A 14729-nucleotide genomic window follows, 5' to 3' on the forward strand; every position below is an offset into this window, starting at 1 on the left:
AAGGCGCTGGTTAGGCTACAGCGCTTTCAAAAGCGTTCGGCGTGGTGTTCTTGAGGTATTCGAGCGCTATCTTGGCCTTGGCCACAAGTGCGGCAAATGCCTGCGGCTCGTGGATGGCCATGTCCGACAGGATCTTGCGATCGATCTCGATGCCGGCCTTGTTGAGACCGTCGATGAAGCGGCCATAGGTCAGGCCATGCTCGTGGGTCGCGGCATTGATGCGCTGGATCCACAGAGCGCGGAACGAACGCTTGCGGTTCTTGCGGTCGCGGTAGGCATACTGCAGCGACTTTTCCACCGCCTGCTTGGCGATGCGGATGGTGTTCTTGCGGCGGCCATAAAAACCCTTGGCGGCTTTCAGGACCTTCTTGTGCTTGGCGTGCGAGGTGACGCCTCTTTTTACGCGTGCCATGTCATGATCTCCTTAAAACGTTGTCCAGCCCGAATGCCTTAGAGGCCGTTCGGCAGAAAATTCTTGATGACCTTCTTGCCATCCGGTTCAGCCAGAACCATCGTGCCGCGGGCATTTCGAATGAACTTGTTGGAACGCTTGATCATGCCGTGACGCTTGCCGGCCGCAGCCGACAGGACTTTACCCGTACCTGTGATCTTGAACCGCTTCTTGGCGGCTGACTTGGTCTTCATCTTGGGCATTTTGCTACTCCGTTATGTGCGCATCATCGCGCTTTTTGTTCGCTTCAGGCCGACCAAAGCCCGAAAAGCAAATGAAACCGCCACGGCATGCCCTGCCGGGCGGTTTTTGGGAACGGCGGTGCTATACGTCAAAGCGGGCCGGCGCGCAACACCTGCAAGGATGCGACGCTCTGTCCAGTGTCAGGTATTCCCATGACCTTATCCGAACTGGAGGTCAGCGCAGCAAAACCGGTTCCCACTTTGGCCGTCGCAGACCTTCGGTTCGGGATCTTGCCTATGGGAGACGGAAAAGCACCGGCAGTATGCCCGATAGTTGGGCGCCGTCGATCGATTCGAAAAACGGCAGGGCAACGAGGAATACCAGTCCGTCCAGCAGCGTCGTCCGCAGCAGGCGCGGCTTGAAGCTGCCGGTATCGCCTTCCTGATACAGCGAAAGCTTCGGGAAGAAGCGCGGCACCCGCGCCATATAGGTCTGGAATGGAGTTCCGAAGGCCTCCTTCAGGAACTTCTCTTCGCGCAGGATGACGACATGAAAGGCGGCGGCGCAAATCATCGCGAAGCCGATCGCCGCAGTGATCGAGCCCATCTGCGCGCCGACGCCGGCGGCAGCTATCGAGGAGAAGACATAGAGCGGATTGCGGGTGATCGAATAGGGTCCGCCGGTAACCACCTGGGAGGATTTGCGTCCGCCGATATAGAGCGTCGACCACAAGCGCCCGACAATGCCGAGAAAGATCAGCAGGACGCCGACCATTTCGATCGTTTCGTGCGGCACGCTTTCGGGAGGAAAAGCAGACTGGCCAAACAGCAGCGCTGCGAACATGACGACCACGAGGGCGGCAAGCACCATCCTGCGCGCGTGCTGATATCTGCCCAGCGCACGCTTGGCCTGCGCTTGTTCGGCCCGCGCCGATTTAGCTTCATTAAGCATGTCGGGAATCCGATCGTCGAGGAACTTCGCCAGCGATCGCAGCGTCTGGCCAAGAAACAGGCGCCCCGCCGATCGCCGGGACGCCTTGCAAGATGATTCAGGCGAATTTAATGCATGTCGCCCAAAAGCCTGCCCACGGGCTTCACCCGAGGTGCGCAGCGGTTTTGGGACAACGACGCGCGAGGAAAAGAAGCGAGAAGGCGGGTAGCATGTCCGCCTCCTTTGACTGCCCATCCGGCTCAATACAGCCAGAAGAGGACGGGAATTACCCCGCTTTCCTGTCCGGACTCGATGAGTTCGAAAAACGGTATGGAAGCCACGAACATCAAGCCGTCGCGCAGCGTATGATTGAAGATGCGCGGTGTGAAGGTGACTTCGGCCTGATCGCGATAAAGCCGGGGATTGGGAAAAAACCGCGGCACGCGTGCGATGTAGTCCTTGTACGGCGCCCCGAGCACGGTCGTCAAATGCCGTTCCTCGCGCAGCGTGACGATGTAGAACGCGGCCGCGCACAAAACCGCCGACGCCACCGAGACGATCACGCTGCCGGTCTGGGCGCCGATGCCGGCGGCCGCTACGGTGGAGAAAAAATACAGCGGGTTGCGCATCACCGAATATGGGCCGGTAGCAACCACTTCGGCCGACTTGCGGCCGCCGATATAGAGGATCGACCAGAGCCGCCCGCCGATCCCGATCAATAGCAGGGCGATCCCGTACTGCCCCTCTATGCGTTCGTGGCCCAGTTCATCGTGCGTGGAGCCGCCGAAGATCAGCAAAGCGCAAAAAGCTCCGATCAGCAGTGCCAGCAGGACGCGCCGGCGCCGCTGATAGCGGCCCATTTCGTCGAACGACTTTTCAATCGGAGAACGTGCCGCAGCGGCCATGGGACAATCCTTTCGCCGCGAGGACCGGCAACCAGAATCCTTGTCGATGCAACTTGCGGAGAAATCATGGCGGAGACAAAAACAACAAAAGGCCGCCGAAGCGGCCTTTGCTTTTGACGGGATCGCTTTAGCGGGGCGCCAGCACCATCATCATCTGGCGGCCTTCGAGCTTCGGCTCAGCTTCGACCTTGGCGATCGGCGCCACTTCCTCGCGAACCTTGTTCAGAAGCTGCATGCCGAGTTCCATATGCGCCATCTCGCGGCCGCGAAAGCGCAATGTCAGCTTGACCTTGTCACCTTCCTCGAAAAACCGCCGGACCGCTTTCATCTTGGTCTCGTAATCATGGCTGTCGATGTTCGGGCGCATCTTGATCTCCTTGATCTCAATGACCTTCTGGTTCTTGCGCGCCTCAGCCGCCTTCTTCTGGTTGGCGTATTTCAGCTTGCCTAGATCGAGAATTTTTACGACGGGCGGCACTGCGTTGGGCGATATCTCGACCAGATCGAGCCCAGCCTCTTCGGCGAGCAGCAATGCGTCGTTGATGGAGACATCGCCATGGTTGTGGCCTTCGGCGTCGATAAGTTGGACCCGGGGAACCCGGATGTCACGGTTGGAGCGCGGGCCCTCCTTGGTGGGCGCCGTTGCTTTGAAAGGTCTGCGAATGGTCGTGGTCTCCTTGAGCCGTTTCGTTCAGGGTTTTCAATTCAGATTGCGAACGCGCCAATGTGGTGAGCGCGCGGCCGGAGTCAATAGCACAGCGTTCACAGGAAATCACCCTGTTCCCTGACTTCAGCCTGTACCAAACGAAGAAAGTTGCCGAGCACTTTTCGTTGAACCGCCAGCTGTGTCAAAAGACCTGCGTGAGGAGTGAGCCATGACCGCACCGGTTTTTATCGATGTCGACGGAACCAGCATTGCTGTCAGGCGCGCTGCGGGTGCCGCGCCAGGCATCGTCTGGCTCGGCGGCTACAAGTCGGACATGCTGGGCACCAAAGCCGAGAAGCTGGCGGAATGGGCGAGCGGACAAGGCCGGGCATTCCTGCGCCACGACTATTCCGGTCATGGCGAATCGGGCGGCGCCTTTGCCGATGGCACCGTCTCGAAATGGCTTTCGCAAAGCCTGGCTGTCTTCCACCATTTCACGCTAGGCAAGCAGATCCTGGTGGGCTCGTCGATGGGCGCATGGATCGCGTTGCGCATGGTCCAGGAATTGCGCCAAGAATTGCACAAATCGGGCGAGAACCGCATCGCCGGCCTGGTGCTTCTGGCGCCGGCGCCGGATTTCACCGCAGAGCTGGTCGAGCCGGCGCTGACCAAAGCGCAGAAGCGCGATCTTGCCAAAAAGGGTTATTTCGAGGAGCCGTCGGACTATTCGGCCGAGCCTTACATCTACACCCGTGCGCTGATCGAGGACGGCCGCAACAACCTGACAATGAACGGGCCGATCGACACCCACTGCCCCGTCCACATATTGCAAGGGCTGGCCGATGCAGACGTGCCGCCGAGCCATGCGCTGAAACTGGTCGGCCTGCTGCCGGCCGACGACGTCACGCTGTCGCTGATCCCCGACGGCGACCACCGCCTGTCGCGGCCTCAGGATCTCGACATGCTGGTGCGGGCGGTCGACGCCATGGTGCTGCAGGCAGGCTAAGAGACATGCGCATTCGTCGCGGCCGGCCGCAGCCCTCCTGGAATCCCTGTCTGCCGGCGGACGCGGATGTCGTCAGAGGGATACGTGCTGCAACTAAAAAGCATTCAGCCGTTGCGGAATGTGTAAGCATATCCGTTGATGGCTGGAGCACCGCCGAGGTGGGCGTAGAGCACCTTGGATCCCTTGGGAAAATAACCCTTCTTCACGAGATCGATCGTGCCCTGCATGGATTTTCCCTCGTAAACCGGATCCGTGATCATGCCTTCGAGGCGCGCGCAGAGACGGATTGCTTCCTTCGTCTCCTGAGAGGGGACGCCGTAGACCGGATAGGCATAATCCTCGATCAGGACGACATCATCCTCATTGAGCTCCTTGCCGAGTTCGACCAGCGTCGCGGTGTTCTGCGCAATGTTGAGTACCTGCGCCTTGGTCTGCGCCGGGGTGCAGGATGCGTCGATGCCGATCACGTTGCGTTCGCGGCCGTCCTTGGCGAAGCCGACCAGCATGCCAGCATGAGTTGAACCGGTGACGGTACAAACGACGATGTAGTCGAAGGCAAAGCCGAGTTCCTTCTCCTGCGCGCGGACCTCCTCGGCGAAGCCGACATAACCCAAGCCGCCATATTTATGCACCGAAGCCCCGGCCGGAATCGGATAAGGCTTGCCACCCTTCGCCTTCACATCCGCGATCGCCTGCTCCCAGCTTTCCCTAATTCCGATATCGAAGCCCTCATCGACCATCTGGACATCAGCGCCCATAATCCGGCTCAAAAGGATGTTGCCGACGCGATCGTAGATGGCATCTTCATGGGGTACCCAGCTTTCCTGCACGAGGCGGCATTTCATGCCGATCTTCGCCGCGACGGCCGCCACCATGCGCGTATGGTTGGATTGAACGCCGCCGATCGAGACCAGCGTGTCGGCGTTTGAGGCGATCGCGTCCGGGATGATGTATTCGAGCTTGCGCAATTTGTTGCCGCCGAAGGCGAGGCCGGAATTGCAATCCTCTCGCTTAGCGTAGAGATCGACCTTCCCGCCGAGGTGAGCGCCGAGCCGCTCCAGTTTCTCGATATGGGTCGGCCCGAAGGTGAGCGGATAGCGTTCGAATTTCTCGAGCATGAGAGTGCCCTCTCTTGTTCCTGTTCATTGCGATGTGATGCGGTGAACACTATCATCTTTGCCTTGAAAGGTGCTCTCAAAGATCGGACTTAAAATGTCCGAGGCATCGCCTAACAGCGCGGAATTGTCATATAGCTTCAATTTTCAACGCCAATATCGGAAGAATCTTCCATGCGAGCACCGCTCGACCGGATCGACCTGAAAATGTTGCGCCTGCTCCAGGACAACGGACGACTGACCAATGCAGAGCTGGCGCAGTCGATCGCTGTCAGCCCGGCGACGTGCCACCGCCGCACGCAGCGCTTGTTCGATGAAGGCTACATCAGCCATGTCAGGGCGGTGGTGATACCGCAGAAGGTCGACAGAGGCGCGCTGGTGATGGTTGGCGTCGTCCTCGACCGCTCGACCCCGGAGAGTTTCGCGGATTTCGAGAAGGCCGTCGCGAAACTGAAATTCATCCTCGACTGCCATCTGGTGGCGGGCGACTTCGACTATTTTCTGAAGATCAGGGTCGGCGACATGGCGGATTTCAACCGAATTCACGGAGACCAGTTGATCGCATTGCCCGGCGTTCGCCAGACGAGAACCTTCTTCGTGATGAAAGAGGTCGTCGATAACGCACCCCTGGATTTTTGAAACGGACATCCGAAGCATCAAGTCAATGCACCGGCGCCGGACTTTCGCTGCAGAACCGTCGGCCACCTTGCTTGCCGGCCTGGTCGTTCTTTCCCTTGAATCGGTCAAAAAGCGATAACCATTTCAAATGCTTGTCCGGTTTTGGCTGCGACTGTCTTGAATAGCCGTTTTTCCCTTCCCATTTCGATTCCACGCAGCCGGGATTGGCTGTCTCCAACTGAAGGATTGGGAGAAAATGAACACATCTGCATTGATCCGTCCGGCTTGGACGCCGGCGACCATCGCACTGATGGTGATCGGCTTTATGGTGTTCTGGCCGCTCGGCCTCGCCATGCTCGCCTACATCATCTGGGGCGACCGGCTTGAAGGCTTCAAGCGCGACGTCAACCGCGCGACCGACGGCATCTTCGCCGGCTGCCGCCGCGGTTCCGACAGAGCGGCGCGCTGGGGCCACGGCTCCGCCCGCACCGGCAACGTTGCTTTCGACGACTGGCGCGAAAAGGAACTCGAGCGGCTCAACGAAGAGCGCCGCAAGCTCGACGAGATGCTGAGCGAGTTCGACGAATATGCCAGGGAATTGCGTCGCGCCAAGGACCAGGAAGAGTTCGACCGCTTCATGGCGAACCGCAACAAGTCGACATCGCCCACAACCGGCGGCCCCACAAGCGGCGGATCGACCGGCTCGACGGGGACTGGCAAACGGGGTGGCAAATCCACGCCAGGCTTACTGGACGAGTAAGGCACTTGCCCCGATAAATAATCAAACACGGCGTCGCGTCAGCGGCGCCGTTTCTTTTTTGTTCTATTCGTTTTCCTCGAATCACGTATCGTCCCGCCATGTCATTCGGCTTCTTCCGCAACCTGACCAAACCCAGGCCCGCCCCCGTCGTGGAGCGAGAGCATTGTGTTGCCGGCCGCACGCTGCCGCTCAAGATCGTCGAGAGCGACCGGGCGCGGCGCCTGACGCTGCGGATCGATTCCGGCGGCCGCGGCTTGCGCATCACCGTGCCGCCGGGCCTGCGCCGTGGCGAAGTGGAAAAATTCCTGGACCGCCACCAGGACTGGCTGGAGCAGCGGCTGGCCAAGGTGCCCAACCGGCCGCAGGTGCGGCCCGGCATCAAGATACCGGTGCGCGGCGTGCCACATCGCATTGTTCATGAGCCCTCGAAACGCGGTACCGTCACGCTGTCGTGCGACGAACGCGGTCCGCTCATGATCGTGCATGGCGAGCGCGTGCACCTGCCGCGCCGCATCGCCGATTTCCTCAAGCGCGAGGCCAAGCGCGAGATCGAGCGGTTGGTGGTCAAGCACACCGGGACGATCGGCAAGCGCGCCAAGGCGATCCGCTTCAAGGACACGTCGAGCCGTTGGGGATCGTGCACCTCCGACGGCAATCTGTCCTTCTCCTGGCGCATCATGATGGCGCCGCGACCGGTCATAAATTATCTCGTCGCGCATGAGGTGGCGCATCTCAAGGAAATGAACCACGGCCCGAAATTCTGGAAATTGTGCGAGCAGCTCTGCCCCGACACCGAGCGCTGCAAAGACTGGCTCAAGCGCAATGGCGGCGCGCTGCAAGCGATCATGTTCGAGTAGAATGCTTGTAGGGAGCGGAATAAAAACTGTAGCGATCCTTCGCGCCCCCTCTGTCCTGCCGGACATCTCCCCCACGAGGGGGGAGATTGCCAGCTTCAGCGTCTTGCTGACTCCTGCGACGGGTGGAGATTGGCGAAAGCCGGCGTGACGTCCGATCTCCCCCCAAGTGGCGGAGATGTCCGGCAGGACAGAGGAGGGCGCTGTCCCGCCGGCATCAATAGGTTCTGCACTGCCGGTCAGTCATCATTCGCCGCGTTCAACTCCTCAGGGCGCAGCCCCTCGTCGGTATGGCGCGGCCATGGCAGGAAGTCCTTCTTGAAGGCGTCATTGCTGAAATAGTCGAGCGCGCGGTGTGCCTCGGCGCCGTTGAAGGCGGCCTTGTCCATCAGATGAGCAATGACCTCGCGGGCCTGCGCGACCTTCTGCCTGAGTTGGGCGACGGTTTCGTCTGCCATGCTTGTTTGCTCCCGCCTGTACTATCTGAAGTAAGGTAGCGCGTTCCGCGCTGGTGGCAAACAGGATGCTTTTTCTCGACTCTTTTGCCGTTTCGTGCCAATCCCGCGGCATGGCGCTCGACATCAAGATATGCGGATTGAAGACCGACAAGGCGCTGGCCGCGGCATTGGCCGGCGGCGCCAGCCATGTCGGCTTTATTTTCTTTGCCAAAAGCCCGCGCTATGTCGAGCCGGCGGAAGCCGGCCGCTTGCGTGAAGCGGCAATCGGCAAGGCCAAGGCGGTTGCCGTGACGGTCCACGCCGGTGATGCGTTCCTGGATGAAATCGTCGAAAAAATGCGCCCGGACATGCTGCAGCTGCATGGCTCGGAAACGCCGGAGCGGGTGGCCGAGATCAAGGCCCGCTATGGCCTGCCGGTGATGAAGGCGCTGCCGGTCAGCGAGGCTGCCGACCTGGAGCGGATAAGACCCTTCGTCGGCATTGCCGACCGTTTCCTGTTCGACGCCAAGCCGCCGAAGGGTTCGGAACTGCCGGGCGGCAACGGCATTGCCTTCGACTGGCGCGTTCTGGCCGGTCTTGACGCAGGCGTCGATTACATGCTTTCCGGTGGGCTCAACGCCGCCAATATCGGCGATGCCTTTCGGCTTGCCAACCCGCCCGGACTAGACATTTCCTCGGGCGTGGAAAGCGCGCCAGGCGTCAAGGACCCGGCGCTGATCGAACAGTTTTTCCGGGCCGTCAGAGCCGCGCGGGATACCCGCGCAGCCTGAAGGATAGAACCCGGAGCATGTCTCGGAAAATAGGAAACCGGTTTTCCGACAAGGACAAGCTCCAACCAAGAAGTAGGAGATCGGCGATGAACAAGCCGGCGATACCCAATTCCTTCCGCACCGGACCCGACGAGCAGGGCATGTTCGGCATCTTCGGCGGTCGTTTCGTTGCCGAAACGTTGATGCCGCTGATCCTCGACCTCGAGCGGCACTGGAACGAGGTCAAGGACGATCCGGATTTCAAGGCCGAACTGACTGACCTTTCAACCCACTATGCCGGGCGGCCGTCGAAGCTTTATTTCGCCGAAGGCCTGACCAGGCATCTTCGCGAGGTTTCCTCGGCGAAGGGTCTTGGGGGCGGCGCAAAGGTCTATTTCAAGCGCGAGGATTTGAACCACACCGGCTCGCACAAGATCAACAACTGCCTCGGCCAGATCCTGCTGGCCAAGCGCATGGGCAAGAAGCGTATCATCGCCGAGACCGGCGCCGGCCAGCATGGCGTGGCGTCGGCCACCGTGGCGGCGCGTTTCGGCTTCCCGTGTGTCGTCTATATGGGCGCCACCGACGTCGCCCGGCAAAGCCCGAACGTCTTCCGGATGAAGCTGCTCGGCGCCGAGGTGCGGCCGGTCACTGCTGGTCACGGCACGCTCAAGGACGCCATGAACGAAGCTCTCCGGGATTGGGTGACCAATGTCGAGGACACCTATTACCTGATCGGCACTGCCGCCGGCCCGCACCCCTATCCGGAGCTGGTGCGCGACTTCCAGTCGGTGATCGGCATTGAGGCGCGCGCCCAGATCCTCGAACAGGAAGGCCGGCTGCCGGACACCATCATCGCCGCCGTCGGCGGCGGCTCGAACGCCATCGGCCTTTTTCACCCGTTCCTCGACGACCGCAGCGTAAAGATCATCGGCATCGAGGCCGGCGGCCGCGGCCTCGACGGCATCGAACATTGCGCCTCGATGAACGCCGGCGCGCCCGGCGTGCTGCACGGCAACCGCACCTATCTCCTGCAGAACGCCGACGGGCAGATCATGGACGGCCATTCGATTTCGGCCGGCCTCGATTATCCGGGCGTCGGGCCGGAGCATTCCTGGCTGCGCGACAGTGGCCGCGTCGACTATGTGCCTGTTCTCGACGACGAGGCGCTGGAGGCGTTCCAGCTGACGACGCGCGTCGAAGGCATCATTCCGGCGCTCGAATCCGCCCATGCCATTGCGCATGCGGTGAAAATCGTACCCGCCATGGACAAGGACCAGATCGTCATCGTCAACCTGTCCGGCCGCGGCGACAAGGATGTGCATACGGTGGCCAATATGCTGGGCATGGAGATCTGATCATGACCACCCGCATCGACCGACGCATGGCCAAGCTGAAGGCCGAAGGCCGCCCGGCGCTTGTCACCTATTTCATGAGCGGCGACCCGGACTATGACACCGCTTTGTCGATCATGAAGGCGCTACCCACGGCAGGCGCCGACATCATCGAAATGGGCATGCCGTTTTCCGATCCGATGGCCGACGGCCCGGCGATCCAGGCGGCCGGCCTGCGCGCGCTGAAAGGCGGCCAGACGCTGGTCAAGACGCTGAGGATGGCTTCTGAATTCCGCGCCACCGACGATGAAACCCCGATCGTTTTGATGGGCTACTACAATCCGATCTACATCCACGGCGTCGACCGCTTCCTCAGGGATGCGCTGGCCAGCGGCATCGACGGGCTGATCGTCGTCGACCTGCCGCCGGAAATGGATGAGGAGCTTTGCATTCCGGCGCTGAAGGCCGGCATTAATTTCATCCGGCTGGCGACGCCGACCACCGACGACAAGCGGCTGCCCAAGGTGCTGCAAAATACCTCCGGCTTCGTCTATTACGTGTCGATGACCGGCATCACCGGCTCGGCGCTTGCCGACACCGGCAAGGTGGCGGCGGCGGTCAGGCGCATCAAGGGCCATACCGACCTGCCGGTCTGCGTCGGCTTCGGCGTCAAGACCGCCGAGCAGGCGCGCATTATCGGGGCGTCGGCCGACGGCGTCGTCGTCGGCACCGCGATCGTCAATGCCGTCGCCAATGTTCTGGGGCCGAAGGGCGAAAAGACCGCCGACCCGGCCGAGGCGGTCGCCACGCTGGTCAGCGGGCTTTCGCAAGGCGTGCGCGCGGCCCGCCTTGCTGCCGCCGAATAGTCTTGATCTTCTGGTTGACCATGATCTCCACCGAAAACCGGTTTCCACTTTTCGGGATCATGGTCTAACTCTTCGTCAGGACAGGAGCCGAAGCGATGAACTGGATCACCAACTACGTTCGCCCGAAGATCAATTCGATGCTCGGCCGGCGCACCGACATGCCTGAGAACCTCTGGATCAAGGATCCGGAGACCGGCGAGATGGTCTTCCACAAGGACCTGGAGCAGAACCAGTTCGTCATCCCGTCCTCCGGCCACCACATGAAGATCTCGGCCAAAGAGCGGCTGAGATTCTTCTTCGACGACGGCAAGTACGAGATGCTCGAAAACCCCAAGGTGGTGCAGGATCCGCTGAAATTCCGCGACGAGAAGCGCTACACCGACCGGCTGAAGGACGCCAAGGCCAAGACCGGGCTGGAGGACGCGATCATCAATGCGCTGGGCACCGTCGAGGGCCTGCCGGTGGTGGTGACCGTGCAGGACTTCGCCTTCATGGGTGGCTCGCTCGGCATGGCCGCCGGCGACGCCATCGTTCGTGGCTTCGAGGTCGCAGTGCAACGCAAGCGGCCGCTGATCCTGTTCGCGGCATCCGGCGGCGCGCGCATGCAGGAAGGCATCCTGTCGCTCATGCAATTGCCGAGAACCACGATCGGCGTCGATCGACTGAAGGAAGCCGGTCTTCCCTATATTGTCGTCCTGACCAACCCGACCACCGGCGGCGTCACCGCCTCCTACGCCATGCTGGGTGACGTGCACATCGCCGAGCCCGGTGCGCTGATCGGCTTTGCCGGGCCGCGCGTCATCGAGCAGACCATCAGGGAAAAGCTGCCCGACGGCTTCCAGCGCTCCGAGTATCTGATGGAGCACGGCATGGTCGACATGGTGGTGTCGCGGCTGGAGATGCGCCAGACGATCGCGCGGCTCCTGAAAATGCTGCTCAAGCTGCCGGAAGAAGAAAAGCCGCTGGAGCCGGAAATCCTGCCGCCGATGGCGCTCCCGGCGGAAGCACGCCCGCAAGCCTGACGCGACATCCGTCGTCGCGAACCGCGATTGCGCGCCATCTGTGGCGCTGTAGCATCTTGATTTCGCGCATGATCCTTTCCGAAAATCGATTTTCGATTTTCGGGGTCATGCGCTAGGATTCTCCCATGACCACGCTTGCCGCCGACCGCGAAATCGAAAGCCTGATGTCGCTTCATCCGAAGGGCTTCGATCTTTCCCTCGACCGCATTTCACGGCTGCTGGAGCAGCTTGGCAAGCCGCAGGACCATTTGCCGCCGGTCATCCACATCGCCGGCACCAACGGCAAGGGCTCCTGCGCCGCGTTTTCGCGGGCGCTGCTCGAAGCAGCCGGCCACCGCGTCCATGTCCACACATCGCCACATCTGGTGAACTGGCATGAGCGCTACCGGCTGGCCGCCGATGGCGGCGGCAGGCTGGTCGAGGACAAGGTCTTCGCCGACGCCATCACCCGCGTCGCCAAGGCCAATGAAGGCCAGAAGATCACCGTCTTCGAAATCCTCACCGCCGTCACCTTCCTGCTGTTTTCCGAACATCCGGCAGATGCCGTCATCGTCGAGGTCGGCCTCGGCGGCCGCTTCGACGCCACCAATGTCATCAGCGAGCCGGCGGTGTCGGTGATCATGCCGGTCTCGCTCGACCACGAATCCTATCTCGGCGACCGTGTCGAACTGATCGCCGCCGAAAAGGCCGGCATAATCAAGCGCGGTTGCCCGGTGGTCATCGGCGCGCAGGAAAGCGAGACGGCGCTGCAGGTGCTTATCGAAACCGCCGAGCGGCTCGACTGTCCCGCCTTCGTCTATGGCCAGGATTTCCTCGCCTTCGAGGAGAACGGCCGGATGGTCTATCAGGACGAAGACGGATTGATGGACCTGTCGCCACCGCGCCTGCCCGGGCGCCACCAGTTCGCCAATGCGGCGGCAGCGATTGCGGCGGTCAAGGCGGCGGGCTTCGAGATCAGCCATCGCGTCGCCGACAAGGCGATGGCCAATGTCAGCTGGCCGGGGCGGATGCAGAAGTTGCCGCAAGGCAGGCTGACGGAACTGGCGCCGAAGGGCGCCGACATCTGGCTCGACGGCGGCCACAATCCGGGCGCCGGCGTGGTCGTCGCCGAAGCACTTGCCGAGCAGGAGGAAAAGAACCCGCGGCCGCTGTTTCTGATTTCCGGCATGATCAACACCAAGGACCAGAGCGGCTATTTCCGCGCCTTCAACGGCCTGGTGCGGCATGTCTACACGGTACCGGTGAGCCTCAGCGAGGCTAGCGTGCCGAATGACGAACTGGCGATCCGCGCCGTCGAAGCCGGCATGTCGGCCGAACCGGTCAGCTCCGTCGCCAATGCGCTGATGCTGCTGCGCGACACATGGGACGGACCGCCGCCGCGCATCCTGATCAGCGGCTCGCTCTATCTGGCCGGCGCGGTGCTGGCCGAAAACGGCACGCCGCCGGCTTGAGGCGCGCGTTCACCAGGCCACGATGACGCCGGACTTCGTCAGATCACCGCGAGGAGCCAGTCATGATCAAGGTAAAGCAGCTCGCTCACGTTTGCATCTTCGCGGATGACCTCGAAGTGACGCGAAGCTTCTATCGGGACGTCCTCGGCATGGACACCCAGTTCAACTTCCTGCGCGACGGCAAGATTTTCGGTTTCTACCTCAATTGCGGCAGCCGCAGCCACATCGAGGTGTTCCAGAAAGATGAGGCCAGCTATAGCGACTTGAACCAGATCAACCACTTCTGCCTCGAAGTGGAAAACATTGACGCCGCGATCGCCCACGTAAGGTCGAAAGGCGTTGATATCACTTCAAAGAAACACGCGTGCGATGATACCTACCAGGCATGGATTCGCGATCCTAACGACGTGAAGATAGAACTGTTTGAATATACCGAGAAAAGTGCACAGTTCGTCGGAGGCGATCGTATCGCGGATTGGTGACCGCGCCTCCAGCCCTGGCGGCCTGAGACGGCCTTGGTGGATTACTTCAGCTCGATCTCGATGAAGGCGTACTCGCCTTCATTAGCATTGATGACGTCATGCTCCACGCCCTCCTTGCGGAAATAGGGCGCCCCCTTCTTCATTTCGGCGAAGGATTCGCCGTCCTTGGTCAGGAGCTTGAGCTTGCCGTCCATCAGCGGCACGATGACATAATCGTGGCCATGACGGTGCCAGCCGGTGTTGTCGCCTGGGGCGAAGCGGTATTCGGTGACGATGACGCGCTCATTGTCGATGAAGACGGTGGCCTTGGCGGATCCGGTCATGTCGTTCTCCTGCTTTAAGCCAGACAAGAGCATGAGGCGGCAAGTGGCGAGTGCCAGGGCGGACCAGCGCATGACCCAGAAAATCGGATTCGATTTTCTGGGTCATGCGCAAGATCAAGTCCTACAGCGTCCTTTGCGCGTCCAAGAGGACGCGCGGCGCTGTAGATGACGCCACGAAAAAGCCCGGCGCGAGGCCGGGCTTGAATGCAGAGATTCAGGGTCGGATCAAGCGAGATTGCCATTGATCCAGTGCGACAGCGCTGTCTTCGGCGCGGCGCCGACCTTCATGTCGGCCATTTCGCCGCCCTTGAAGATCATCAGCGTCGGGATCGAACGCACGCCGAACTGCGCGGCAAGCTCGGGATTCTCGTCAATATTGAGCTTGGCAATCTTGACCTTGCTGCCGAGTTCGATGGCGATGTCTTCCAGCGCCGGCGCGATCATCTTGCACGGCCCGCACCACTCCGCCCAGAAATCGACCACGACCGGCTCCTTGGCATCAAGCACATCGGTCTGGAAATTGCTCTTGTCGACCTTGACGGTGGCCATGCGAAAATCCTTTCGAGAGTTATTGTC

The 14729-nt window shown here is 61.1% G+C and carries 19 protein-coding genes; 10 read left to right on the forward strand and 9 right to left on the reverse strand.

The window, feature by feature from the left end; all coding sequences use genetic code 11:
• Window positions 1–10 precede the first annotated feature (10 nt).
• The 5 genes from rplT to infC all read right to left on the reverse strand — a co-directional run bounded on the left by rplT (window position 11) and on the right by infC (window position 3133).
• Window positions 11–412: a 50S ribosomal protein L20 gene (rplT, locus tag AC0NIE_RS02230; RefSeq protein ID WP_473484423.1), complete on the reverse strand. Its 402-nt coding sequence runs from the start codon at window positions 410–412 to the stop codon at window positions 11–13.
• Between the two features lie 38 nt (window positions 413–450).
• Entirely contained in the window at window positions 451–654 is a 204-nt protein-coding gene (gene rpmI / locus AC0NIE_RS02235; RefSeq protein WP_006201248.1) for a 50S ribosomal protein L35, read from the reverse strand.
• A 274-nt stretch (window positions 655–928) separates the two neighbouring features.
• The gene (locus tag AC0NIE_RS02240) at window positions 929–1585 is read right to left on the reverse strand and encodes a methyltransferase family protein (RefSeq protein WP_473484424.1); all 657 of its coding nucleotides are present in this window, start codon (window positions 1583–1585) and stop codon (window positions 929–931) included.
• A 239-nt stretch (window positions 1586–1824) separates the two neighbouring features.
• Window positions 1825–2469, reverse strand: coding sequence for a methyltransferase family protein (locus tag AC0NIE_RS02245; RefSeq protein WP_473484425.1), 645 nt, complete (start codon window positions 2467–2469; stop codon window positions 1825–1827).
• Window positions 2470–2596: 127 nt separating this feature from the next.
• Window positions 2597–3133 carry a translation initiation factor IF-3 gene (gene infC, locus AC0NIE_RS02250; RefSeq protein ID WP_077374810.1) on the reverse strand — a complete coding sequence of 179 codons (537 nt, stop codon included), beginning with the start codon at window positions 3131–3133 and terminating at the stop codon, window positions 2597–2599.
• A 211-nt stretch (window positions 3134–3344) separates the two neighbouring features.
• Between infC and AC0NIE_RS02255 the strand changes: the two genes are divergently transcribed.
• Window positions 3345–4121 carry an alpha/beta hydrolase gene (locus AC0NIE_RS02255; protein ID WP_473484427.1) on the forward strand — a complete coding sequence of 259 codons (777 nt, stop codon included), beginning with the start codon at window positions 3345–3347 and terminating at the stop codon, window positions 4119–4121.
• Between the two features lie 104 nt (window positions 4122–4225).
• Here AC0NIE_RS02255 and AC0NIE_RS02260 read toward each other — a convergent pair whose 3' ends face one another.
• Complete coding sequence (locus AC0NIE_RS02260) at window positions 4226–5239, reverse strand: 1-aminocyclopropane-1-carboxylate deaminase (protein WP_292179742.1); 1014 nt, start codon at window positions 5237–5239, stop codon at window positions 4226–4228.
• Window positions 5240–5410: 171 nt separating this feature from the next.
• On the opposite strand from AC0NIE_RS02260, the gene AC0NIE_RS02265 reads away from it, so the two are divergent.
• From AC0NIE_RS02265 to AC0NIE_RS02275, 3 genes are all read left to right on the forward strand, one after another.
• Window positions 5411–5875: an Lrp/AsnC family transcriptional regulator gene (locus tag AC0NIE_RS02265; RefSeq protein ID WP_473484429.1), complete on the forward strand. Its 465-nt coding sequence runs from the start codon at window positions 5411–5413 to the stop codon at window positions 5873–5875.
• A gap of 235 nt (window positions 5876–6110) precedes the next feature.
• The gene (locus AC0NIE_RS02270; RefSeq protein WP_473484431.1) at window positions 6111–6614 is read left to right on the forward strand and encodes a DUF2852 domain-containing protein; all 504 of its coding nucleotides are present in this window, start codon (window positions 6111–6113) and stop codon (window positions 6612–6614) included.
• Window positions 6615–6712: 98 nt separating this feature from the next.
• On the forward strand, window positions 6713–7471 hold the full coding sequence (locus AC0NIE_RS02275; RefSeq protein ID WP_473484433.1) for a M48 family metallopeptidase: 759 nt from the start codon (window positions 6713–6715) through the stop codon (window positions 7469–7471).
• 236 nt (window positions 7472–7707) lie between these two features.
• Here the strand turns inward: AC0NIE_RS02275 and AC0NIE_RS02280 are convergent, their stop codons facing one another.
• Entirely contained in the window at window positions 7708–7926 is a 219-nt protein-coding gene (locus AC0NIE_RS02280; protein WP_473484435.1) for a hypothetical protein, read from the reverse strand.
• A gap of 110 nt (window positions 7927–8036) precedes the next feature.
• Between AC0NIE_RS02280 and AC0NIE_RS02285 the strand changes: the two genes are divergently transcribed.
• From AC0NIE_RS02285 to AC0NIE_RS02310, 6 genes are all read left to right on the forward strand, one after another.
• Complete coding sequence (locus tag AC0NIE_RS02285; RefSeq protein ID WP_473484555.1) at window positions 8037–8696, forward strand: phosphoribosylanthranilate isomerase; 660 nt, start codon at window positions 8037–8039, stop codon at window positions 8694–8696.
• A gap of 86 nt (window positions 8697–8782) precedes the next feature.
• Window positions 8783–10033 carry a tryptophan synthase subunit beta gene (gene trpB / locus AC0NIE_RS02290; RefSeq protein ID WP_473484437.1) on the forward strand — a complete coding sequence of 417 codons (1251 nt, stop codon included), beginning with the start codon at window positions 8783–8785 and terminating at the stop codon, window positions 10031–10033.
• 2 nt (window positions 10034–10035) lie between these two features.
• Window positions 10036–10875, forward strand: coding sequence for a tryptophan synthase subunit alpha (trpA, locus tag AC0NIE_RS02295; protein WP_473484439.1), 840 nt, complete (start codon window positions 10036–10038; stop codon window positions 10873–10875).
• 95 nt (window positions 10876–10970) lie between these two features.
• Window positions 10971–11897, forward strand: coding sequence for an acetyl-CoA carboxylase, carboxyltransferase subunit beta (gene accD / locus AC0NIE_RS02300; RefSeq protein WP_095493989.1), 927 nt, complete (start codon window positions 10971–10973; stop codon window positions 11895–11897).
• A gap of 125 nt (window positions 11898–12022) precedes the next feature.
• Window positions 12023–13348: a bifunctional folylpolyglutamate synthase/dihydrofolate synthase gene (locus tag AC0NIE_RS02305; protein ID WP_473484441.1), complete on the forward strand. Its 1326-nt coding sequence runs from the start codon at window positions 12023–12025 to the stop codon at window positions 13346–13348.
• A 62-nt stretch (window positions 13349–13410) separates the two neighbouring features.
• Window positions 13411–13830 (forward strand): VOC family protein, encoded by a 420-nt coding sequence (locus AC0NIE_RS02310; protein WP_473484442.1) that lies wholly within the window; start codon window positions 13411–13413, stop codon window positions 13828–13830.
• Window positions 13831–13871: 41 nt separating this feature from the next.
• Here the strand turns inward: AC0NIE_RS02310 and AC0NIE_RS02315 are convergent, their stop codons facing one another.
• Window positions 13872–14153 carry a cupin domain-containing protein gene (locus tag AC0NIE_RS02315; RefSeq protein WP_065011517.1) on the reverse strand — a complete coding sequence of 94 codons (282 nt, stop codon included), beginning with the start codon at window positions 14151–14153 and terminating at the stop codon, window positions 13872–13874.
• Between the two features lie 225 nt (window positions 14154–14378).
• A complete protein-coding gene (gene trxA / locus AC0NIE_RS02320) occupies window positions 14379–14702 on the reverse strand; it encodes a thioredoxin (RefSeq protein ID WP_027152031.1) in 324 nt (107 codons plus the stop codon).
• Between the last annotated feature and the right edge of the window lie 27 nt (window positions 14703–14729).

Source organism: Mesorhizobium sp. WSM4842 (genome assembly GCF_055901575.1).